Source organism: Mesorhizobium sp. WSM1293 (assembly GCF_000513875.1).
Lineage (GTDB): Bacteria > Pseudomonadota > Alphaproteobacteria > Rhizobiales > Rhizobiaceae > Mesorhizobium > Mesorhizobium ciceri.
Window position 1 is genome coordinate 147044 of sequence record NZ_KI911319.1, and the last position, 19879, is coordinate 166922.

Genomic DNA, 19879 nt, shown 5'->3' on the forward strand with positions numbered 1-19879 from the left:
GTTCTTCAGGCGCCCAAGCTGCGCATTGTCTGGCGGTTGGTCTTGACCGCGCCGGCGGGATCGGCGGCGGCCGTTTCGGATTCTTCCTCCAGCACCAGCCAGCCGTTGAAGCGCGGTGCGGTGTTGGCGATCTCGATGACAACAGGCGTGTCGCAGACGCCCTTGCCGAGCATGGCCCAGCTGCCGTTGGCATCGACGTCCTTGAGGTGGATGTAGCGGATGCGGTCGCGGTAGGTGCGCAGCGTATCGGACATGTCCTTGTGGCCGCGCAGTATATGGCCGGTATCCGGCACCCAGCCGACCAGGTCGGGGTCGAGCCAGGCAAAGATCGCATCGTAATCGGCGCGGTCGAACAGCAGCGTGTTGTGGTGCGAGCTTGGATGCACCGCGACCTGAACACCGGCCCTGCGGCCAAGCTCGCCGGCCTGGTTGTAGACCTCGGCCGCGATGGCGAACTTCTCGTCGCGCGGCCCGTCGGACACCACCGTCGCCGAGCCCATCGAGACCAGCGCGCCCGGGAACGCAGCCGCGAAGCCGATCCAGCGTTTGGCGGTCTCGAGATCGTCGCCGATCTTCTCCTTCAGCGTAAAGCCACTGTTCGAACCAAAGGCGAAGGAAACCAGCGTCAGCCCCCACGCCTTCAGCGCGGCGGCGAACTCCTCCGGCTTGTCGCCATAATGTCCGATCATGGTGTCGGTGATCTCGATGCCGGCATAGCCACCGTCAGAGATCGCCCTCAGCAGATCGTCGGGGCCGCCGGTGAACCGGTCTCCCAGCATTTCCCAGGTGAAGGTCTGGCAGCCGACTTTGAGGTCTTTCAAGTTCATCCTTTCAATCCTTGATACCGCTTATTGATTGATGCCACCCTGCGTCGCCGTGGGATGAACATCCTACTTGACCGAGCCCGCGGTCATGCCGGCGAGGAAGTACCTCTGGGCAACGAGGTAGATGAGCAAGAGCGGTAGCGAGCCGAGCACGCTCATCGCCATCATCTGGTTCCATTCGAAGGCGTGCTGCCCCATCAACAGCTGGATGCCGATCGGGACGGTTCGCATGGACGTCGATTTCGTCAGCGTCAGCGCAAAGAGAAATTCGTTCCAGCACAACAGGAAGGTGTAGACCGACGTCGCCACGATACCAGGCAGTGAAATCGGGACAATCACCCGCCAAAGCGCGGTCCAGCTGCTGCCGCCGTCGACAGCCACGGCTTCATCGAGATCGCGGGGCAAGGTGTTCAGATATCCCGTCATCAGCAGGATCGCGTAGGGCAGCGTAAACACCAGGTAGGTCAGGATCAGTGCGACATAGGTGTCGAAGATACCGTATGAGACGACAAGCCCGAAGAAGGGGATCAAAAGTGTGATCGGCGGAATCGTCTGCGTGCTGATGATGATTGTGTTCAGGCTGCCCTTGCCGCGGAAATTGAAGCGGCTGAACCCGTAGGCCGCCAGCAAGGCGATCAGCACCGTCAGCACGGTCACCGCTCCCGCCACGAAATAGCTGTTGAAGAAGAAGCGCAGCTTTACCGGGTCGCCAAGGATGGCTGCATATGCTTCCAGCGTGAACGCCTTTGGCAGGATGGTTGGTGGCAGGGCAAAGATTTCGGTATTCGATTTGAACGAGCTGCTCAGCATCCAGTAGATCGGGAATGCCGCGAAAAAGAGCCCTGCTGCAAGCGCTACATGGAGCGCCACGGTGATCAGCCTGTCTTTCGGCGTGTGCCTTTTCCTCATGGTGACTACCGAGCCTTTTGATAGCGAATGTAGAACAGCGTCAGACCGAGAGAGATCAACAAGATGACCACAGCGCTCGCCGAAGCCTGCGACAGGTTGTAGCTCGAAAACGCCAGCTTGTACGTGTAGGTGCTGAGGACCTCGGTCGAGTAGATCGGGCCACCGCCCGTCGTTATCCAGATCAACGGGAAGACCTGCATGGTCCAGATGAAGTCAAGCAGCGAGATGCTGATGATGATCGGCATCAGCTGCGGGATCGTGATGAAGATCAGCTTCTGGTAGGCTTTCGCCCCGTCGATATCAGCCGCCTCGTAGAAATCCTTGGGAATACCCTGCAGACCCGCGAGCAGGCTGACCATGAAGAGCGGATATCCCGCCCAGATGTTGGCAAAGGTGACGGCGTGCAGTGCGGTCTCGGGCGAGGAAAACCATTCGACCTTGGACCCGATGATGCCGAGTTGCATGAGAATGCTGTTCACGACACCGTTCGGCTCGAGCAGGAGGCGCCAGATCACGGCGATGATCACCGCGGTGAACAGCCAGGGCAGTATGTAGAGCACGCGCAGAACATTGCGCAGCGTCGGATTGATGCGGTCGCTGTTCAGCATGAGCGCGAAGACCATGCCGATTGTCATGTGGAAAATGACACTCATGCATGTGAAGTAGAGCGTGTGCCACAGCGAAGCCCAGAACACCGGGTCGTCGAAGATCGCCTGGTAGTGTTTCAGTCCGGCAAAGGATGGGTCCCGACGCAGCACCGCGCTGTTCTGGAACGAGTAGGCAATCACCGTCACCATCGGCAGCAGCATCAGAAGCCCGATTATGAGCAGCGAGGGCGACAGATAGAGGTAGGGTGCGACCGCTCGTTTCAGCTTGTAGCGGGAGCGCTTTTGCCGGGTCATGTGCCAACCTTGGGATACGCCTTCAAGAGAAGGTGAGCTTCGAAAACAGGTCCATCTCAAATTGCCGATCCGTTGTTGCCGGGTGGCCTGCCCGAAGTCAGGCCACCCGGCCGAAGATAGCAAACGGGAACAGGCCGATCAGAATTTCGCCATCCAGCCTTTCTGAGCGGCGGCGGCGGCCTGTTCGGGAGACTGTTCGCCGGCGAGCATCTTCTGGGCTTGCACGTCGAACTGGGTCATCAGGTCTTCAGCCACCGGCAGGCCCGTGAACTCATTGGCGAGATAACCGGTCTTGAAGATTTCAAAAGCCTTGCCGAAAGCCTTGTCCGAGGTCACGAAATCGGGCTTGGCGTTGACGTTGCCCGGGAAAGCGTTTGCGAGCGACACGAGCTTGGCATTGACCTTTTCACTCATCAGATATTGGACGAGTTTCCAGGCCTCTTCCTGATGTTTCGACGCAGCAGAGATGCCGATGCCCCAGGAGGCATAGGGAAGGCCGCGCTTGCCGGTATAGTTCTCCACGACCGGGACCGGGATGAGGTCGAAGTTCAGCTTGGGATTGCGCTTGCGGATGAGGTTCACATGCGCGAGCGAGTCGATCATCATCCCGACGCGGTCGTTGACGAACTCCTCGACCTTTTCCTGCTCGGTCTTGGTGGCGATGCCGGGCGAGATGGTGCCGGCGTCGTTGAGCGATTTGACGAAGGTGAGCATATCCACCACCGGCTTGCCTTCAAGGTCCGGCTTGCCGTTCGCCATCATCGACTGACCCGAAGCCCAAACCCACGACATCATGTCGTTCTGGACGCCAGATGGCGTTTGCAGCGACAGGGGCAGCACCCAGCCATACTGGTTCTGGTCGGCGTGCGTCATCTTCTTGGCGGCTTCGAGAAACTCCGCACGGGTCGACGGCAGCTTGGTCACGCCGGCCTTGGCGGCGAGGTCCAAATTCACGAAGACCGGATAGACGAACGAAGCCACGGGAAACATCACGGCCTTGCCGTCCACCTTGATGATATCCGCGACCTGGCTCTTGTCGAAACCGCTCGCATCCATCATCGGATTCATGTCGGCGAGTGCGCCCTGCGCATTCAGATTGTTCACCCAGGCGCCGTCGAGACCGACGACGTCGCTGAGCGTTCCGGTTGCAGCACCAACCGAGATCTGGTCTCGCGTGGTGGCGTAGGGGCCGCTGACCAGCGTCACTTTGATTCCGGGGTTTGCCGCCTCGAACTCATCCATGATTGACCTGAGCGAGCCAGCCGGCAATTCGGGCTCCCACCATTGGGTGAATTCCAGCGTCGTGTCCGCCATGGCGCCGGTTGCGCCAAGCAACCATGCGGCCGCGGCCATTTTCAGCATCGCGGGTTTTATACGAAACATCATTTTCTCCTCCTTCTTTAGGATCGACCGCACAATGCGCCCGATCGTCTGCTTATTCAGAAGTCTCCTTATGCAGGTGCCTCACCCTCACCCGCGGGTCTCGTCGCGAATATTCAGATCGCCAGATGCGTCTCGGGATCGAAGAAATGGAGCTTGGCGTCATCCAGGGCCAACCTGATTTCCGAGCTGGAGCGCACTGTGCTGACCGGTTCGAATCTCGCCACCGCATTCGACGCCAGGCCGAAATCCTGCACCGCGTCAGGGTCGCCGGAGTCCACCCGGACCGCGTCGATGTTGAGATGGACGATATGTTCGGATCCGAGTTCTTCGATCGAGGTTACCCTTGCCGGTATCGTTTGATACTTGCGGCCGGATTCGAGGCTGCTGTCGTAGAGATCCTCCGGTCGTATCCCGAACACGACCTTGCGCCCCGCATACGACCTCAGGCCAGGCCTGCGCACGAAGGCTGCATCCTGCAGCCGGATGGCCAGGGCGCCGGACGTCAGTTCGTCGCCCGTCAGGGTCGCCTCGAAAAGGTTCATCGAAGGGGACCCGATGAAACCGGCAACGAAGGCGTTCACCGGCGATTCATAGAGCCCCTTGGGTGTGTCGACCTGCTGCAGCACGCCGCCCTTCAACACCGCGACCCTGTCGCCCATCGTCATGGCTTCGGTCTGGTCGTGGGTCACATATATGGTCGTTACGCCAAGCTGCTTTTGCAGACTGGTGATTTCGGCGCGCATTTGAACACGCAGTTTCGCGTCCAGATTGGAAAGGGGTTCGTCCATGAGAAAGGCTGCCGGCTCGCGCACCATGGCGCGGCCCATGGCGACCCTTTGACGCTGCCCGCCTGAAAGGTTCGCGGGTTTGCTATCCAGCAGAGACGTCAGTTGAAGGGTTTTGGCGATCTCATCCACGCGCTTCTTGCGCTCGGCCTTCGGCTTGCCTGCCAGCCGCATCGAAAAGGCGATGTTTTCGAATACCGTCATATGCGGATAGAGGGCGTAGCTCTGGAAGACCATCGCGATGTCGCGATCCTTGGGCGGCATGTCGACGACGTCGACCCCGCCGATCCGGAGGCTGCCGCTGGTGACGTCCTCCAATCCCGCGATCATCCGCAACGCGGTGGATTTGCCACAGCCGGACGGCCCGACGAGAATCAAGAACTCGCCGTCCTTGACCGACAGGTTCAATTGGTCGATTGCATGAAAATTGTTCCCGTATGTCTTGCAGATATTCTCAAGAACGACTTCTGCCATATTCCTCCCTCCACAAGTCTAAGCCATTGATTTTTATGATTGTCCTCGGCTTACGTTCACCTGCGAAATTTTCCTCGGATAGTTCAGGCTATGTTCCGGTATCAAGCCGCGCATATTTCAGTTCGACTGCCGACGGCGCGTTCGTCGATGCCAGGAGTTCCTTGACCTGGTCGTCGGTCGGAAGCGCCTCGCGCCCGCCCCGCCCCGTTATCGAAAGGGCCGCCGCCGCGGCCGCGAATGCGACCCGGCCTGCGGTGTCGGCCCCGCGCGTCAATGCAAGGGCATAGGCGCCATGAAAGCAGTCACCGGCGCCGGTCGAGTCGACGACGGCAACCCGGTGCGGAGGCAGGTGCCAGAGCCCTGTCTCGTCGCGTCCGCGATAGAAGACGCCTCTGCCGCCATCCGTCAGAACCACGGCGGACCGCGACGGCAACCACAATGCGTCGAGTATCTCGGCCGGAGCCTGGCGGCCGGTGGCGGTCCGCGCGAAACCGAGCGGAAGAATGAGATGGTCGCAGAGCCCGATCAGTCTCTCGGTGGCCGGGCCGTGGCTCCATTCGACATCGCCGAGGATCGCAAGGCCGAGATCGCGAGCCCGAGCCACGACATCCAGCGACTCGATCCCGTAACTGTCGACGATCAGGACAGTCGCGCGGCTGAGAACCTCGTCCGGAAAGTCCGGCGCGGTGCCCAGCATCGCTTCGTCGTCATACGCGATGAACCGCTCCCCATCCGAACCGACGGTGATCCGCGAGCGCACCGGGCGCGCGTGCGGGTGGCGCGGCGCGAACGCGGTTTCAACGCCGCTCGCAACGAGATCGCACAACACGGCGTCGTCGGCGGCACTGCCCAGCCATCCGACGAACCCGGCGCTTCCGCCGAGCCGCGCGACGGCGGCAAGTGCCGTCGCGACGTTTCCCCCGAAAGCCCGGGCACTTTGCAAAACCTTCCCCTTGCCCGCCGACAACGGCTGATCGACATAGACGATGTCGTCGATCGCAATAGCTCCGAAGCCGAGGATTGAAGGGACGGCGGGCATCGTTCAGGCACCCGCCTTCGCCAAGGCGTCTTGCGCCGAAAGGCCGTCATGGATGACGCCCCGAAAGGCGATCGCTGCCTTTTCCGGATCGCCGTGCCCCCAGAGATTGCGGCCCACCACGGCACCGCGCGCGCCGGCACGGATGGCGTCCGCCGTCTGCTGAAGGGCGCCGAGCAGCGTGTCGGTCTTCGGACCTCCGGCGATCACAACCGGCACCGGGCAGGTCCGAACGGTCTCTCGAAACGACTCGAAATCGCCCGTGTAACCGATCTTGATCACATCGACGCCGGACTCGTAGCCGATGCGTGCCGCATAGGCGATCTCGTCGGGGGTGAAGACGATTTTTGCCCCGTCGGTGAAATCGCGAGGGTAGATATGCGCCACCACCGGCATGCCGTAACGAGCCGCCGCGTTCACCGAATCGGTCAGCCAGCGTATGTATTTTCCCTCGGTCGCGCCACGCACCGGAATGGCCACGGCCAACGCATCGGCGCCGGCGCGCACCGCATCCTCGGGCGTTGCAATCAGTTCACTGATGCGATCGTCTGGGGTGAAGCAGCCGGCCTGGATCACCAGGGAAGCCTTGCCCGCATATTGCGGCCACAGATGGCGCGCGGTGCCAGGCTGGATGCTGACGTAGTCGGGTTTGCCTACCATGACGCGTGCAAGCGCACCCGGCAGGTCGGCAAGACCTCCTTTGCGCACGTCGCCATAGCCGACAAAGTGGTCGACCGCGCCGCCAAAAAGATTCCCCGATGGATGTGAGAAGAGGCGCGCCAGGCGCACCTTGGTTCCGAGGCTCATGAGTCCAAAACTCTCCAATTGATTGATTTCAAAATCCTGGATCCAGTGTTTGCGAAAGAAATAACAAATGCAATCTTTCGAAATCTTTCGAATTCGCCTATTTTTGGTAGAGTGAACCGAGGCCAGGGCGATCGCTTGGCGCATGGGGGCAAGGACAGGCCAATGTTGTCAGAGCAGAGACGCCAATCGATCCTGGGTGAAGTGCAACGCAGCGGGCAGGTTCGCATCAAGGACCTGTCAGACGATTTTGGCGTGTCGGAAGTCACGGTGCGCTCCGACCTCGAGATACTGGATCGCAAGGGACTGCTGACCAAGACCCGCGGAGGCGCGGTGACCCGGACCACGGATTCGACCACGGCCGCGTTCGCCCGGCGGATGCAAACAAACCTCGATGCAAAGAAACGCATCGCCCGGGCAGCGATAGACCTGTTCGAGGACAACCAATCGGTCATCTTCGATGGCGGCTCGACATTGATGCAGGTTGCCATGCTGTTACCGCCGCTCAGCAATGTCGTGGTCGCGGCCACGGCGATGAATATCGTGCAGCATCTGATGCATCGGCCCGGGCTCGACGTTCACATGATCGGCGGCCGGGTCTACCCGGACACGGTAAGCACGCTGATCACCGATGCCGACACGGCTCTCGGCGGCTTGGTAGCGCATCAGGTCTTTGTTGGAGCGCATGCAATTGACTCGTCACTGGATGTGGTCGACGTGAACGAAGACATGGCGCGAACCAAGCGAAACCTCGTGCGCATGGCCCGGCGCGTTGTCCTCCTTGCGGATTCGAGCAAATGGGGCGTCAGCGGAACCTCCAAGGCCTTTTCGCTGTCGAGCGTCGATGTCGTGATCACCGACGATGGCCTGTCCGGCCCAATACGCAGCCAGCTTGATAGGACAGGGGCCAAGGTGATCTATGCCTGACCCCGTCGAGGTCCCTGGCCGCGGCGGAAATATCCGATGCGCGCATGACCCACGGCATCCGCATCGGCGGTCGGCCGTTTTTTCATGTCGGTCATTTTCTCCTCCCAGGACTGGCAGCCTCCCGATATCGCGCCAGCATTTTCGCATGTTGTATAAAAATTTTACGCGCGTCAATATTTAAAATGTTGTATAGCCCTTTGCGAAGGCGATCCGTTACTTCTGGGCGGATTCGGCAGACGGTGACCGCGTTGGGAGGTACGATCGAAAATGCACGGGATATCAACGACGAAACTCGGGATCGGCGTCATCGGATGCGGCAATATCTCGATGACCTATCTGCGCAATGCCACTCTCTTCGGCGGCATCGAGTTGCGCGCCTGCGCCGATATCTCGGCCGACATGACGGCGCTGCGGGCGAAGGAATATGGCATACGGGCACTCGGCGTCGATGCACTGCTGGCCGACCCCGAGATCGATCTCGTCCTCAACCTGACCATTCCGGCGGCGCATTTCGACATTTCGTTTGCCGCCCTTTCGGCCGGCAAGCACGTCTTCACCGAAAAGCCGCTCGCCACCTCGGCCGCCGATGGACGGCGCCTGGTCGACGAGGCGCGGTCGCGCGGGCTGCTGCTCGGCTCGGCGCCCGACACCTTCCTTGGTGCAGCCGGACGCCGCGCCCGCCGGCTGATGGATGACGGCGCCATCGGCCGCCCGGTCACCGGCACCGCCTTCATGATGGGCCGCGGCATGGAGCACTGGCACCCCAACCCGCAGTTCTACTACCAGCCAGGCGGTGGCCCGGTGTTCGACATGGGCCCCTACTATCTGACCATGCTGGTCAATCTGCTCGGCCCGGTCGAACGCGTCATGGCGATGGCGACGCGCGGCCAGGAGGAGCGGCTGATCACTGCCGAAGGGCCATTCAAGAACACCACATTCAAGGTCGGCACGCCGACCAATGTGCTGTCGCTGCTGGAGTTCCGCTCCGGCGCAACCGTCACCTTCGGCGCCTCGTGGGATGTCTTTCGCCACTCCAACCATCCGATCGAACTGCACGGCACGGAAGGCTCGCTGCGCCTGCCCGACCCCGACACGTTCGGCGGCACCGTGTCGCTGTCGAAACGCGGCACCGACTGGAGGGATTTCGCCAGCGAAGGCGAACTCTATGGCGCCCGCAACTGGCCTTATGCGGCGCCCGATCGCGCCAATTACCGCATGCTCGGCGTCGCCGATCTGGTGCGCTCGCTTCAGACCGGCAACACGCCACGCGCCTCCGGCAATCTGGCGCTGCATGTACTGGAGATCATGGAGGCTATCCTGCGCTCCGGTGAAACACAGGGCTCGGTCGCCATCGCGGGCGATGTCGTCCAGCCGGCCCTGCTGACCGAGGAAGAGGCGAGCGATCTGCTGGCCTGAGGGTATGATCATGACGCTCGATCCGGATGCGCTGCGCGTCCTCGACATGGCTCGTGCAGCCGGCGGCAAGCCATTCGAGACCGGCAGCGTGGCGGCGGCGCGAGCTGCCTACAACGCCTCGTTCCCGACGCTGCAAGGTGAGCATGAGCCGGTCGCGACGACCTTTGAACAGCAGATCGACGGGCCGAACGGCCCCATCACTGTCCGCATCCATCGCGGCATCGACGCACTGCCGAGCGGGGCGCCGGCGCTGCTCTATCTGCATGGCGGCGGCTGGGTCATCGGCAATCTCGATTCACATGACGAGATCTGCCGCCTGATGGCCAATCTCGGCAACGCCGTCATTGTCTGCCCCGACTATCGCCTGGCCCCGGAGCACAAATTTCCCGCCGGGCTCGAGGATTGCCTGGCGACACTTCGCTTCATGGCCGAGAATGCCGTCGACCTGGGCATCGACAAGGTGCGCATTGGTGTTGCCGGCGACAGCGCCGGCGGCAATCTTGCCGCAGTGCTGGCGCTGCTCGCACGCGATGGGCTCGCTCCACCACTTGCGACGCAGATCCTGATCTATCCCAACACCGACGCGCGGCAGACATCGGACAGCTACCGGCGTTTCGGCGACGGCTTCGGCCTTACCGCGACGACCATGGCATGGTTCCGCGACCATTATGTGCGAACGCCCGACGATATCATGGACTGGCGCGTCTCGCCCTTGCTGGCGCCTGATCTTGCCGGCGTCGCGCCGGCATTCGTGGCGCTTGCGGGCTGTGACATCCTGGCCGACGAAGGGGCAGCCTATGCGGCGCGCCTGCAGGCCGCGGGCGTGCCTGTGATCCTGCGGCAATGGCCGGGCCAGATCCATGGCTTCGTCTCGATGGGACGCCATATTCCCGCCGCCCGGCAAGCGGTGGTCGAGGAGGTGACGGCCTGGCGCCACTTCGAGGGATCGACGTCGACCGGTTAGGCCGACTTACGCATCACCAGGGCGGCACCGAGCTTGACGGTGCGCGCCATGCCCTGCTTCGGCGGATCGGCCTCGTCCAGCAGGGCCAGCAGGATCTCCACGCTGCGGCCGGCCATGGCGGTGAAATCCTGCGCCATGGTGGTCAGCGCCGGACAGGTGTAGCGGCTCAGCGGATGGTCGTCGTGGGCGGCAACGCGCAGATCGCAATCGGGCCTGCGGCCGACCTTCAGGCCGCGCGAGTACGCGGCCGCCATCACGCCAAAGGCGAGACGATCGTTGGCGCACAGGATGGTGCGGCCAGGCAAGGTCCCGGCCTCCAGCATTTTTTCCGTCTGCTCGTAGCCGATGCGTTCGAAGTCCCAGGTGTAATCGCGCGCGGCCTCGATGACGACCGGCTTGAAGCCGGCGGTCTCCATCGCGACGATGTAGCTCTCCTGGCGTTCGCCGGAGTTGTGGTTGACATGCGGAATGTCGAGATAGACCGGCGGTTCGCCCGAGCGACAGAGATAGTCGACGATGGTCGACACGCTCTGCCGGTTGTCGTTGCCGACGAACGGCGTATCGCCCTCGATATAGGTGTCGAAATAGACGATCGGAATGTCCTGCCCGAGCTTGTCGAAGACACTGCGGTCGGAGGCAAGGCCGAGCGGGGCGATGATCGCGCCGGCCACCTTCAGCGACAGCAGCGTCCTGACCGACTCCGCCTCCAGCTTCGGCGAGCCATGCGAGGAAATGACGATCGGCCAGTAGCCTTCGTCGCGGCAGCGAAATTCGATGCGGCTGACCATCTCGGCGTAGAAAGGATCGGTGATCGTCGGCACGACGATGCCGATGTTGCGGGTGCGCTTGCGGTTGAGATTGCGGGCGAAAAGGTTCGGCTGATAGTCCGAGGAACGCAGGGCGGCTTCGATGCGCGCCCGCGTCGCCGGCTTCACGCTCGCCGGATCGTCGAAATATTTGGACAGCGTCGGGCGCGACACGCCGCATGCCTGGGCGAAGTCGTCCATCGTGCGGTGCGTCTTCTCCGCCATCGATATATTCCTGATCCCCTGCCAACGATCGGCCCCGCCCACAGTCATGCGACCGTTGACCGGATGCGACAATGCTTGACGGAACTTATTCAGTCAATTTTCACAGTTCCCAATAGAACGCAAAAATATTCCATGCGTCAAATTATTTGTTAGCGCTTCAAAACTGATGGCGTCATGGACTTCATTGTCAGTTCGACGAAGGGCTGCAGAAGCTTGCCGCTCAGCCCTCGGCTACGGGCCTGCTTGCCAAATGTCGCCATGCCGCCCATACACGGCTTGGAAATCACCCCACCCCGTTCGCCCCCCCTGCCAGGGATACCGTCCAATGTCCGTGACGCCGTGGTCAAAGCCGTGACGGATCACTCCACGCCATCGCTCGCCAGCCTGGGCTGGACCGAATTTTTCGGCGATCAGCTCGAGCCCGGCGAAGCCAATCTTGTCCCGACGCGGATCGCCACCGTCCACCGCGATCGCCTGACCGGCCTGTCCCAGGCAGGGCCGGTCGATCTGACGCTGGCGGCGCAGGCGAACACCGGTGACTATGCCGTCGGAGACTGGGTGCTGGTCGATGGGCATGAACACCTTGTGAAGCGCCGCCTGACCCGCAAGACGGTGCTGGAACGCCGCACCCAGGGCGGCGGCAGGGTGCCGCAGCTTGCCGCGGCCAATGTCGATACGCTGTTCATCGTCACCTCGTGCAATGCCGACTTCAATCCCGCCCGGCTCGAGCGCTATCTGGCGCTGGCCAACGAGGCCGGAACGACGCCGGTGATCCTGCTGACCAAGGCCGATACCGCTGAAGACGCCGAGACCTACCAGAAGCAAGCTGCGGCGTTGCAGCGTGGATTGCCGGTGGTGATGCTGAACCCCCGCACATCGGATGCGGCAACCGTCCTGGCTGCCTGGTGCGGTGTCGGCCAGACGGTGGCGCTGATCGGCTCCTCCGGCGTCGGCAAATCGACGCTGGTCAACACGCTGGCCGGATCGGCGCAGCAATCGCCGCAACAGACCGGGGGCATCCGCGAGCACGATTCCAAGGGACGCCACACCACCACGTCGCGATCGCTGCATTCCATCGCCGGCGGTGGCTGGGTGATCGACACGCCGGGCATGCGGACGCTGCAGGTCAGCGATGTCGGCTACGGCATCGACACGCTGTTTGCCGAAATCACCGAGCTTGCACCGCTCTGCAAGTTCCGCAACTGCACGCATGTGCACGAGCCGGGTTGCGCGGTTCAGACTGCCTTGAAGGCGGGGACGCTCGACCCGGAGCGCCTTGCCCGCTGGCGAAAACTGTCCGACGAGAACCAGAACAACACGCCGGTCCAGAGCGGGCCTCGCGGAGCCAAGACTTCCGGCGGTCGCGGAAAGAGGCGCTGAACGGCGAGGACTGAGGACTTCAGAGCTGCGCCGTGCCGAAAACGCGATCCCAGAATGCCGAAGTCACACCGAAATTGGCCGTTTCGTCGATGTGGTGATGCACCGCATGACGGCGCTTGAGCGTATAGAGATAGCTCGGATGCGCCGGGTGCCAGTGATGGATCATGTGGTGGATGCTGATGTACCACAGATATCCCAGCATCAACCCGCAGCTCACCGCGCTCGCGGTGGCGAAATCTGAGACCACCCAAACGGGCACAAACGCGACCAGCGCATGCACGCCGAGACTGAGCCAGGTTGGCGTGCCCACAGAACTGCGTTCCTCGACATGGTGACGGTCGTGCAGGTCCTTGACGTAAGGAATATGGTGAAGAGCGAACCTGTGCAGCACATACTCGATCAGCGTCCAGAGGCCGAGACAGGCGAGGACAGTGCCGATCCAGCCTGGCGCACTCTCTTCGCCAGCCTCGAGCAGCCCGGCTACTGCCAGCACGGCGATCACCAGCGGATACACCACGAAGTCGCTATAGTAGCCAATAAGACCGAGTTGCATCGTCACCTAGCCTTCGAGCCGCCAAATAAGCGATGGTATCAGATTGCCGGACTCGCGACCGAGGTGCAATGCAGACGCGCCTGACATAGCGTCGCAATCCCCTAGTGCAAGGTTCGCATCAACGATTCAAGGGCCATCGGCAGGCTGCCGGCTTCGCAAATGGACGTACAAAAATGGCAAAACGCAGTGCGGGATTGCTGATCTATCGCCGCAGCGATGGCGATCTCAGGGTGTTGCTGGTTCACCCGGGCGGGCCGTTCTGGGCGAAGAAGGACGATGGCGCCTGGTCGATGCCGAAGGGTCTCGTCGGCGAGGACGAGGATGAGTTGACGGCAGCGCAACGCGAGACCGAGGAAGAGCTCGGCGTCAAGGTTGATGGTCCCTTCGCGCGGCTCGGCGACTACAAACAACCCGGCGGCAAGATCGTCTCGGCCTGGTCTGTCGAGGCGACCATCGACATCGACGTGGCCGCCATCAAGAGCAACATTTTCACCATGGAATGGCCGCCAAGGTCAGGATCCCTGAAGGAGTTCCCGGAGGTCGACAGAGCGGGCTGGTTCACCTTGCCCGAGGCCGAGGTGAAAATCCTCAAGGGGCAGCGCCCGATGCTTTTGGATTTTGCCAGGCAGCAAGGCGCCGGATGATCCGCAGCCCTCAATAGGGCAGGCCGACATAGTTCTCGGCGAGCGCGGTCGATGCGGCACGCGACTGCACGAGATAGTCGAGCTCGGCCTCCTGGATGCGCTGGCCGAACTCGCCGGTGTCGGGAAAACGGTGCAGCATCGTCGTCATCCACCAGGAAAAGCGCACCGCCTTCCAGACCCGTGCCAGCGCCTTGCCGGAATAGGCGTCGATGCCAACAGATGATTTCTCGATGTAGAAGTCGCGAAAACCGGCGAAGAGATAGCGCACGTCGCTGGCGGCGAGGTTGAGGCCCTTGGCGCCGGTCGGCGGCACGATGTGGGCGGCGTCCCCGACCAGGAACAGCCTGCCGAAACGCATCGGCTCGGCAACGAAGGAGCGCAGCGGCGCGATCGACTTTTCAAAGGATGGTCCGGTAACGACGCTTGCCGCGGTCTGCTCCGGCAAGCGGCGGCGCAACTCGTCCCAGAAGCGATCGTCCGGCCAGGCTTCGACGCGATCGTCCTGCGGACACTGCACATAATAGCGGCTGCGATGCGTCGAGCGCATCGAGCACAGGGCAAAACCCCGCTCGTGATTGGCGTAGACCAGTTCGTGATCGGCCGGCGGCACTTCGGCCAGCACGCCGAGCCAGCCGAACGGATACTGCCGCTCGAAGATTTTCAGCGCACGCTCGGGCACCGATTTGCGGCTGACGCCGTGATAGCCGTCACAGCCGGCAATGAAGTCGCAATCGATGCGATGCGTGACCCCGTCCTTGTCATAGGTCGCGAAAGGTGCGGCGCCGTCGAAATCGTGCAACGCGACATTTGCCGCCTCGTAGATCGTGGTCAGTCCCTCCGCATCGCGCTTGTCCATCAAATCGTGCGTCACCTCGGTCTGGCCATAGACGGTGACATGCCTGCCGCCGGTCAGTGCCTCGAGGTCGATGCGGTGCAGGCGTCCGTCGAAGGCGAGCGAGATGCCGGAATGCGGCAGTCCTTCCGCGTGCAGCCTTGCCGCCGCGCCGGCCTGTTCCAGCAATTCGACGGTGCCCTGTTCGAGCACCCCTGCCCGCACTCGGCCAAGCACGTGCTCGCGGCTCGCGCGTTCCAGAATGACCGTCTCGACGCCGATGCCGGCCAGAAGCTGCCCAAGCAGCAGGCCGGACGGTCCGGACCCGACGATGACGATTTGCGTGCGCATCAGTGGCCGAGACTTTCGACCTGTGCGGCCAGCTCAGCGGCAAGGCGGAGCGACGCGGCCGTCGCGATGACCATTTGCGGCAGCAATAGCCATTCCAGCGTCCAGGCAGCGCCCGAGCGCTCCTGCTCATGCACGAGCGCGTGATGCATGCCCGCAAGCTGCGTGGCGTTGAAGCGGGCAAGCGCCACCAGCGCTTCGGCCTTCACCGGGTTCTGCTTGTGCGGCATGGCCGAAGAGCCGCCGCCGCCGGAAAGCTCGATCTCGGTTCCACCTTGCGCCATCAGCGCGATGTCCTGGCCGAATTTGCCGAGGCTGCCTGATAGCAGCGACATCAGGCCGGCGAAATCGGCGAGTGCGTCACGCTGGTTCTGCCAATGCGGTGCGTCGCCAAGGCCGAGCTTTGCGGCTAGTGCTGCGCGCACCGCCGGACCTTTGTCGCCTAGCTTTTCCAGCGTGCCGGCGGCACCGCCGAACTGCACCACCAGCAGACGCCTCGACTGTTCCGACAATCTTTCCTGATGCCGTTGCAGTGGCGCCCGCCACGTCCTGACGCGGTCGGCCGCTTTGATCGGAATGGCTGGCTGCATGCGCGTCATTCCCGTCAGCGCCCTGCCGCCAAACCGCTCTCCGAGCGAGACGAGCCGTATAATGGTCTCGGTCAGGAGCAGGCCGAGATGCTCGACGACGGACTTCAGCCGAAACACCAGGCCGGTATCGAGGACATCCTGGCTGGTTGCGCCGAAATGCACTTTGTCGCCATGCGGTTCGCCGACCGCCGCCCTGATCTGGCGTACCAGTTCCGGCACAATGACGCCGTCTTTGGCGACGGCAGCCCGCAGCAAGGCGGTGTCGGGCCGGAATGTGGCAAGTGCGGCCACGATCGCGGCGGCATCATCCCTGGTGATAATCCCGTTTTCAGCTTCCGCTTGCGCCAGCGCCCGCTCGAAGGCAAGCATCGCCTCAATTTCCGCCTCAACGGAAAAATGCCGGTTCGCCTCCTCGTCGCCGAGAAGAGCGGAGAGCAGTGGATGGTCGAAGGGCGATACGGTCATATCCTGCTCCTCCTGACCATCAGCTGTCGAAGAAGACCGTTTCCTTCTCCCCCTGGAGATGGATGTCGAAAACATAAATATCGCCGTTGCGCTCGGCGATCAGCGTCGGCACGCGGACGCGGTGCTCGATGCGCGCCAGGATCGCATCCCCGGCATTGGCCTTTTCCTCATCGGAAAAATACAGGCGTGTGTGCAGGCCGAGATTGATACCGCGCGCGACGATCCAGAGGGTGATGTGCGGGGCCATCAGGCTTCCGTCCCTGAACGGCACGCGGCCCGGCTTGATCGTCTCGAACGTGCACAGACCGGTGTCCATGTCGGTCGGGCAACGGCCCCAGCCGAAAAAGTTCGGATCGGCCGCGCCGCGCAGTTCAGCCGGCGAATTGTAAAGCCCATCCGCATCTGCCTGCCAGATCTCGATCAGCGCATCCTTGAGCGGCGTGCCGGTACCGTCGAGCACCCGGATGCGCAGGCCGATGCGCTCCCCCTTGGTCTTGTCGTTGACCATGGTCGCACCAAGGTCGGTCGCATAGACGCCGCCGATGCCGCAGAAATTGGGCGTCAGCCCGATATGGACATAAGGTCCGGCGGTCTGCGAGGGGCTTTCCCTGAGCCGGTCGAGCGACTGGGCCATCAATTGCCCTCCAGCCTGTTTTCGAACAGCGACGCGCGGCGCCCGCGCAGCACGATGTCGAACTTGTAGGCGCGCGCGTCGAAGGGGATCGTCGCCTGCATGTCGAGCGTGGCGATCAGCGTTTCGACGGCGGCCTTGTCGGGGATGCCGCGCACGATCGGGCAGTGCCAGATCAGCGGATCACCCTCGAAATACATCTGCGTGATCAGCCGCTGCGCAAAGCCGTGGCCGAAGACCGAGAAATGGATGTGCGAGGGCCGCCAGTCGTTCGGCCCGTTCGGCCAGGGATAGGGGCCGGGCTTGACGGTGCGAAAGGCGTAGCCGCCATCCTCGCCTGTTATGGCGCGCCCGCAGCCGCCAAAGTTCGGGTCGAGCGGCGCCAGATAGCCGTCCTTCTTGTGGCGGTAGCGGCCGCCGGCATTGGCCTGCCAGAATTCGAGCAGCGCGCCGGGTACGCCAACGCCGCGTTCATCGAGCACCCGGCCATGGACGATGATGCGCTCGCCGAGCGCGCTCTCGCCGGGCCTGGCGAAATTGTGGATCAGGTCGGCGTCGAGTTTGCCGAGCATGGCGTGACCGAAGACCGGGCCTGCAATCTCCGACAGCGTGTTGTCGAACGGCAGCGGCGCCTTCTGCGGCGAGCGCAGCACGGAGCTCTTGTAATTCGGTGTCAGAACAGGCGGATGCCAGGTCCGGTCGCGCTGGAAGAAGGCGCCGGTCTCGGGCCTTCGGTTCGAGCCGGACTCAGCGGTCATTCTGGCTTCCGTCCATTTCCGAAAACACGTCCTTGGCAATTCTGAAGGCACGGTTGGCGGCCGGCACGCCGGCATAGATGGCGACATGCAGGAACGCCTCGCAGATATCGTCGCGCGAGGCACCGGTGTTGACGGTGGCGCGCACATGCATAGCAACCTCCTCATCATGGCCGAGTGCGGCCAGCAGCGCCAGCGTGACGATCGAACGCTCACGCCTGGTCAAGCCCGGCCGCGCCCACACGGTTCCCCAGGCGGCCTCGGTGATCAACTCCTGGAAAGGCTGGTCGAAATCGGTGGCGGCGACCTCGGCGCGGTCGACATGGCGGTCACCAAGCACCGAGCGCCGCACCGCGAGGCCGGTGCAATATCTGGTTGCGTTGCCGGGGACTTCATCCATGGGTTACTGCTCCAGGGGCAAGCGACGCGATAAAGCCGCGGATCAGGGCGGTGAGCGCTTCAGGCTGTTCGACGCAAGGAATGTGTCCAGCGTCGCGGATCATTTCGAAGCGCGCGCCGGGGATCAGCGCGGCCAGCGAGCGGACGAGATCGGGAGGTGTCGAGCCATCCTGGTCGCCGGCCACGCAGAGCGTCGGCACCGCGATGCGGCGTGCAGCATCGGTGAAATCGGCATCGCGAACGGCCGCGCAAGTCCCGACGTAACCTGCAAGCGCTTGCCTCGTCATCATGTTCCAGTAACCGTCGAGCTCGGCCTGACGCGCCGCGTGGAAGGCGGGGGTGAACCACACTTTGAGCACGCCATCGGCAATCGCCTGGATGCCCTTGCTTTCGACGGTCGCGATGCGTGTGTTCCAGCTGTCTGTCGTGCCGATCTTGTGTGCCGTATCGCAAAGGATCAGGCCTTCGACGATTTCAGGCCGCCTGGCATAGAGCCCCTGCGCGATCATGCCGCCGACCGACAGGCCGCACAGCACGACCTTGCTCAAGCCGAAATGATCGATGAGCGCCGAGAGGTCATCGACGTGATCGTCGATCGACCTGATGTCGCCGATGTCGGACAGTCCGTGGCCGCGCTTGTCATACACCAGCAGCGGCATTTCACCATCGAACGTCGAGACAATTTCGTCCCAGATCCGGAAGTCGGTGCCGAGCGAATTGATGAATATGATTGGGCGCGCATTGCCGGTCGCCTTGATGTGGCGATGGTGCAGCGTGATGCCGCCGATGGTGACGAATGGCACGGTTTCGATCCTCCGCCCTCACATTGCACAAGGCGTTTGGTTCGGTAAAATGATATTTTTTGGCGTTTCATTAACTCAGGGGTTATCAAATCCATGTCCGAGAGCCGTATCCGGTTCCGTCACCTGCAGGCATTCCTTGAAGTTGCGCGGCAGGGAAGCGTGGCGCGGGCGGCCGACTTCCTGCATGTCAGCCCGCCGGCGGTGACCAAGACATTGCGCGAACTGGAAGAGGCGCTGGGGGTGGCGGTCGTCGAACGCGACGGCCGCGGCATCAGACTGACGCGCATCGGCGAAATCTTCCTTCGCCATGCCGGTACGGCGATCACGGCGCTCAAGCAGGGTGTCGATTCCGTCCGGCAGGACGGGGCGGTCAACCGGCACCCGATCCGCATCGGCGCGCTGCCGACGGTGTCGGCGCGGGTGATGCCGCTTGCCATGAGCCTGTTCCTCAAAGAGAGCACCGGTGCGGCGATCAAGATCGTCACCGGCGAGAACGCGGTGCTGCTCGAACAGTTGCGCACCGGCGCGCTCGATCTCGTCGTCGGACGGTTGGCGGCGCCGGAGAACATGACCGGCTTCTTCTTCGAGCATCTCTACTCCGAACAGGTGCTGTTCGTGGTGCGGGCGCGACATCCGCTGCTTGAGCCCGGACAGGACGTGTTCGCGCGGCTCGACGAGTTCCCGGCGCTGATGCCGACACGGGAATCGGTCATCCGCCCTTTCGTCGACCGCCTGTTCATCACCAACGGCATGACGGCGCCGGCAACCGAGATCGAAACCGTCTCGGACTCCTTCGGCCGCGCCTTCCTGCGGCAGAGCGATGCGGTTTGGATCATTTCGGCAGGCGTCGTCGCCAATGAACTCGGCAGTGGCGCCTTCGTCGCCCTGCCGGTCGACACCGAGGAAACCAAAGGACCGGTCGGCCTGACGATGCGGACCGACACGGCGCCCTCGCCGGCCTTCTCCATCCTGCTGCAGACCATCCGCGAAGCGGCGAGGCAAAGCAGTTGATGCGGCTCAGACT

Annotated in this window: 21 protein-coding genes; 6 read left to right on the forward strand and 15 right to left on the reverse strand. The window is 62.7% G+C overall.

The genetic code is table 11. The features are described from left to right. Nucleotides 1-5: 5 nt before the first annotated feature. The 7 genes from M729_RS0130960 to M729_RS0130990 all read right to left on the reverse strand — a co-directional run bounded on the left by M729_RS0130960 (nucleotide 6) and on the right by M729_RS0130990 (nucleotide 7120). On the reverse strand, nucleotides 6-827 hold the full coding sequence (locus M729_RS0130960; RefSeq protein WP_027163869.1) for a sugar phosphate isomerase/epimerase: 822 nt from the start codon (nucleotides 825-827) through the stop codon (nucleotides 6-8). A 63-nt stretch (nucleotides 828-890) separates the two neighbouring features. Next, the gene (locus tag M729_RS0130965; RefSeq protein WP_013532946.1) at nucleotides 891-1733 is read right to left on the reverse strand and encodes a carbohydrate ABC transporter permease; all 843 of its coding nucleotides are present in this window, start codon (nucleotides 1731-1733) and stop codon (nucleotides 891-893) included. Nucleotides 1734-1738: 5 nt separating this feature from the next. After that, complete coding sequence (locus tag M729_RS0130970) at nucleotides 1739-2635, reverse strand: sugar ABC transporter permease (RefSeq protein WP_027163870.1); 897 nt, start codon at nucleotides 2633-2635, stop codon at nucleotides 1739-1741. A gap of 138 nt (nucleotides 2636-2773) precedes the next feature. Continuing rightward, the gene (locus M729_RS0130975) at nucleotides 2774-4021 is read right to left on the reverse strand and encodes a sugar ABC transporter substrate-binding protein (RefSeq protein WP_027163871.1); all 1248 of its coding nucleotides are present in this window, start codon (nucleotides 4019-4021) and stop codon (nucleotides 2774-2776) included. Between the two features lie 110 nt (nucleotides 4022-4131). Continuing rightward, nucleotides 4132-5277, reverse strand: coding sequence for an ABC transporter ATP-binding protein (locus tag M729_RS0130980; protein ID WP_027163872.1), 1146 nt, complete (start codon nucleotides 5275-5277; stop codon nucleotides 4132-4134). Between the two features lie 88 nt (nucleotides 5278-5365). Then, nucleotides 5366-6316, reverse strand: coding sequence for a PfkB family carbohydrate kinase (locus M729_RS0130985; RefSeq protein WP_027163873.1), 951 nt, complete (start codon nucleotides 6314-6316; stop codon nucleotides 5366-5368). A 3-nt stretch (nucleotides 6317-6319) separates the two neighbouring features. Next, nucleotides 6320-7120, reverse strand: a complete 801-nt coding sequence (locus M729_RS0130990) for a class I fructose-bisphosphate aldolase (RefSeq protein ID WP_023756676.1) — start codon at nucleotides 7118-7120, stop codon at nucleotides 6320-6322. A gap of 162 nt (nucleotides 7121-7282) precedes the next feature. Here M729_RS0130990 and M729_RS0130995 point away from each other — a divergent pair, with 162 nt between their 5' ends. The 3 genes from M729_RS0130995 to M729_RS0131010 all read left to right on the forward strand — a co-directional run bounded on the left by M729_RS0130995 (nucleotide 7283) and on the right by M729_RS0131010 (nucleotide 10424). Further along, entirely contained in the window at nucleotides 7283-8044 is a 762-nt protein-coding gene (locus M729_RS0130995; protein WP_013532952.1) for a DeoR/GlpR family DNA-binding transcription regulator, read from the forward strand. A gap of 267 nt (nucleotides 8045-8311) precedes the next feature. After that, nucleotides 8312-9460 (forward strand): Gfo/Idh/MocA family oxidoreductase, encoded by a 1149-nt coding sequence (locus M729_RS0131005; RefSeq protein ID WP_027163874.1) that lies wholly within the window; start codon nucleotides 8312-8314, stop codon nucleotides 9458-9460. A gap of 10 nt (nucleotides 9461-9470) precedes the next feature. Beyond that, nucleotides 9471-10424, forward strand: a complete 954-nt coding sequence (locus M729_RS0131010; protein ID WP_084652783.1) for an alpha/beta hydrolase — start codon at nucleotides 9471-9473, stop codon at nucleotides 10422-10424. Here M729_RS0131010 and M729_RS0131015 read toward each other — a convergent pair. After that, nucleotides 10421-11455: a LacI family DNA-binding transcriptional regulator gene (locus M729_RS0131015; protein WP_027163876.1), complete on the reverse strand. Its 1035-nt coding sequence runs from the start codon at nucleotides 11453-11455 to the stop codon at nucleotides 10421-10423. The genes M729_RS0131010 and M729_RS0131015 overlap by 4 nt on opposite strands. A gap of 339 nt (nucleotides 11456-11794) precedes the next feature. On the opposite strand from M729_RS0131015, the gene rsgA reads away from it, so the two are divergent. Then, entirely contained in the window at nucleotides 11795-12835 is a 1041-nt protein-coding gene (gene rsgA, locus M729_RS0131025) for a ribosome small subunit-dependent GTPase A (RefSeq protein WP_050596389.1), read from the forward strand. 19 nt (nucleotides 12836-12854) lie between these two features. Here rsgA and M729_RS0131030 read toward each other — a convergent pair whose 3' ends face one another. Beyond that, nucleotides 12855-13388, reverse strand: a complete 534-nt coding sequence (locus tag M729_RS0131030) for a sterol desaturase family protein (protein ID WP_027163878.1) — start codon at nucleotides 13386-13388, stop codon at nucleotides 12855-12857. 173 nt (nucleotides 13389-13561) lie between these two features. Here M729_RS0131030 and M729_RS0131035 point away from each other — a divergent pair, with 173 nt between their 5' ends. Next, nucleotides 13562-14032: an NUDIX domain-containing protein gene (locus M729_RS0131035; RefSeq protein ID WP_027163879.1), complete on the forward strand. Its 471-nt coding sequence runs from the start codon at nucleotides 13562-13564 to the stop codon at nucleotides 14030-14032. A gap of 10 nt (nucleotides 14033-14042) precedes the next feature. Here the strand turns inward: M729_RS0131035 and pobA are convergent, their stop codons facing one another. Genes pobA through pcaD form a run of 6 tightly spaced genes read right to left on the reverse strand, consistent with a single transcriptional unit; the run spans nucleotide 14043 to nucleotide 18855 of the window. Next, the gene (gene pobA, locus M729_RS0131040) at nucleotides 14043-15215 is read right to left on the reverse strand and encodes a 4-hydroxybenzoate 3-monooxygenase (protein ID WP_027163880.1); all 1173 of its coding nucleotides are present in this window, start codon (nucleotides 15213-15215) and stop codon (nucleotides 14043-14045) included. Continuing rightward, a complete protein-coding gene (locus M729_RS0131045; protein WP_027163881.1) occupies nucleotides 15215-16267 on the reverse strand; it encodes a 3-carboxy-cis,cis-muconate cycloisomerase in 1053 nt (350 codons plus the stop codon). Before M729_RS0131045 ends, pobA begins: the two co-directional genes overlap by 1 nt. A 19-nt stretch (nucleotides 16268-16286) precedes the next feature. Continuing rightward, nucleotides 16287-16901: a protocatechuate 3,4-dioxygenase subunit alpha gene (pcaG, locus tag M729_RS0131050; RefSeq protein WP_013532961.1), complete on the reverse strand. Its 615-nt coding sequence runs from the start codon at nucleotides 16899-16901 to the stop codon at nucleotides 16287-16289. Next, nucleotides 16901-17656 carry a protocatechuate 3,4-dioxygenase subunit beta gene (pcaH, locus tag M729_RS0131055; protein WP_027163882.1) on the reverse strand — a complete coding sequence of 252 codons (756 nt, stop codon included), beginning with the start codon at nucleotides 17654-17656 and terminating at the stop codon, nucleotides 16901-16903. Before pcaH ends, pcaG begins: the two co-directional genes overlap by 1 nt. Continuing rightward, nucleotides 17646-18053 (reverse strand): 4-carboxymuconolactone decarboxylase, encoded by a 408-nt coding sequence (gene pcaC / locus M729_RS0131060; protein WP_027163883.1) that lies wholly within the window; start codon nucleotides 18051-18053, stop codon nucleotides 17646-17648. The genes pcaH and pcaC overlap by 11 nt, the downstream gene beginning before the upstream one ends. After that, nucleotides 18046-18855: a 3-oxoadipate enol-lactonase gene (gene pcaD, locus M729_RS0131065; RefSeq protein WP_027163884.1), complete on the reverse strand. Its 810-nt coding sequence runs from the start codon at nucleotides 18853-18855 to the stop codon at nucleotides 18046-18048. Before pcaD ends, pcaC begins: the two co-directional genes overlap by 8 nt. A 93-nt stretch (nucleotides 18856-18948) precedes the next feature. On the opposite strand from pcaD, the gene pcaQ reads away from it, so the two are divergent. Further along, on the forward strand, nucleotides 18949-19866 hold the full coding sequence (pcaQ, locus tag M729_RS0131070; protein ID WP_027163885.1) for a pca operon transcription factor PcaQ: 918 nt from the start codon (nucleotides 18949-18951) through the stop codon (nucleotides 19864-19866). Nucleotides 19867-19879 lie beyond the last annotated feature (13 nt).

Excerpts from the sequence above, each read along its gene's own strand:
- M729_RS0131035 (WP_027163879.1), top strand. The coding sequence starts at position 13,562 with ATGGCAAAACGCAGTGCGGGATTGCTGATCTATCGCCGCAGCGATGGC.
- M729_RS0130995 (WP_013532952.1), top strand. The coding sequence starts at position 7,283 with ATGTTGTCAGAGCAGAGACGCCAATCGATCCTGGGTGAAGTGCAACGC.
- M729_RS0131005 (WP_027163874.1), top strand. The coding sequence starts at position 8,312 with ATGCACGGGATATCAACGACGAAACTCGGGATCGGCGTCATCGGATGC.
- M729_RS0130965 (WP_013532946.1), bottom strand. The coding sequence starts at position 1,733 with ATGAGGAAAAGGCACACGCCGAAAGACAGGCTGATCACCGTGGCGCTC.
- pcaG (WP_013532961.1), bottom strand. The coding sequence starts at position 16,901 with ATGGCCCAGTCGCTCGACCGGCTCAGGGAAAGCCCCTCGCAGACCGCC.
- M729_RS0131030 (WP_027163878.1), bottom strand. The coding sequence starts at position 13,388 with ATGCAACTCGGTCTTATTGGCTACTATAGCGACTTCGTGGTGTATCCG.
- M729_RS0130985 (WP_027163873.1), bottom strand. The coding sequence starts at position 6,316 with ATGCCCGCCGTCCCTTCAATCCTCGGCTTCGGAGCTATTGCGATCGAC.
- M729_RS0130980 (WP_027163872.1), bottom strand. The coding sequence starts at position 5,277 with ATGGCAGAAGTCGTTCTTGAGAATATCTGCAAGACATACGGGAACAAT.
- M729_RS0130975 (WP_027163871.1), bottom strand. The coding sequence starts at position 4,021 with ATGATGTTTCGTATAAAACCCGCGATGCTGAAAATGGCCGCGGCCGCA.
- M729_RS0130990 (WP_023756676.1), bottom strand. The coding sequence starts at position 7,120 with ATGAGCCTCGGAACCAAGGTGCGCCTGGCGCGCCTCTTCTCACATCCA.
- pcaH (WP_027163882.1), bottom strand. The coding sequence starts at position 17,656 with ATGACCGCTGAGTCCGGCTCGAACCGAAGGCCCGAGACCGGCGCCTTC.
- pcaQ (WP_027163885.1), top strand. The coding sequence starts at position 18,949 with ATGTCCGAGAGCCGTATCCGGTTCCGTCACCTGCAGGCATTCCTTGAA.
- pobA (WP_027163880.1), bottom strand. The coding sequence starts at position 15,215 with ATGCGCACGCAAATCGTCATCGTCGGGTCCGGACCGTCCGGCCTGCTG.
- M729_RS0131010 (WP_084652783.1), top strand. The coding sequence starts at position 9,471 with ATGACGCTCGATCCGGATGCGCTGCGCGTCCTCGACATGGCTCGTGCA.
- M729_RS0130970 (WP_027163870.1), bottom strand. The coding sequence starts at position 2,635 with ATGACCCGGCAAAAGCGCTCCCGCTACAAGCTGAAACGAGCGGTCGCA.
- M729_RS0131015 (WP_027163876.1), bottom strand. The coding sequence starts at position 11,455 with ATGGCGGAGAAGACGCACCGCACGATGGACGACTTCGCCCAGGCATGC.
- M729_RS0131045 (WP_027163881.1), bottom strand. The coding sequence starts at position 16,267 with ATGACCGTATCGCCCTTCGACCATCCACTGCTCTCCGCTCTTCTCGGC.
- pcaC (WP_027163883.1), bottom strand. The coding sequence starts at position 18,053 with ATGGATGAAGTCCCCGGCAACGCAACCAGATATTGCACCGGCCTCGCG.
- M729_RS0130960 (WP_027163869.1), bottom strand. The coding sequence starts at position 827 with ATGAACTTGAAAGACCTCAAAGTCGGCTGCCAGACCTTCACCTGGGAA.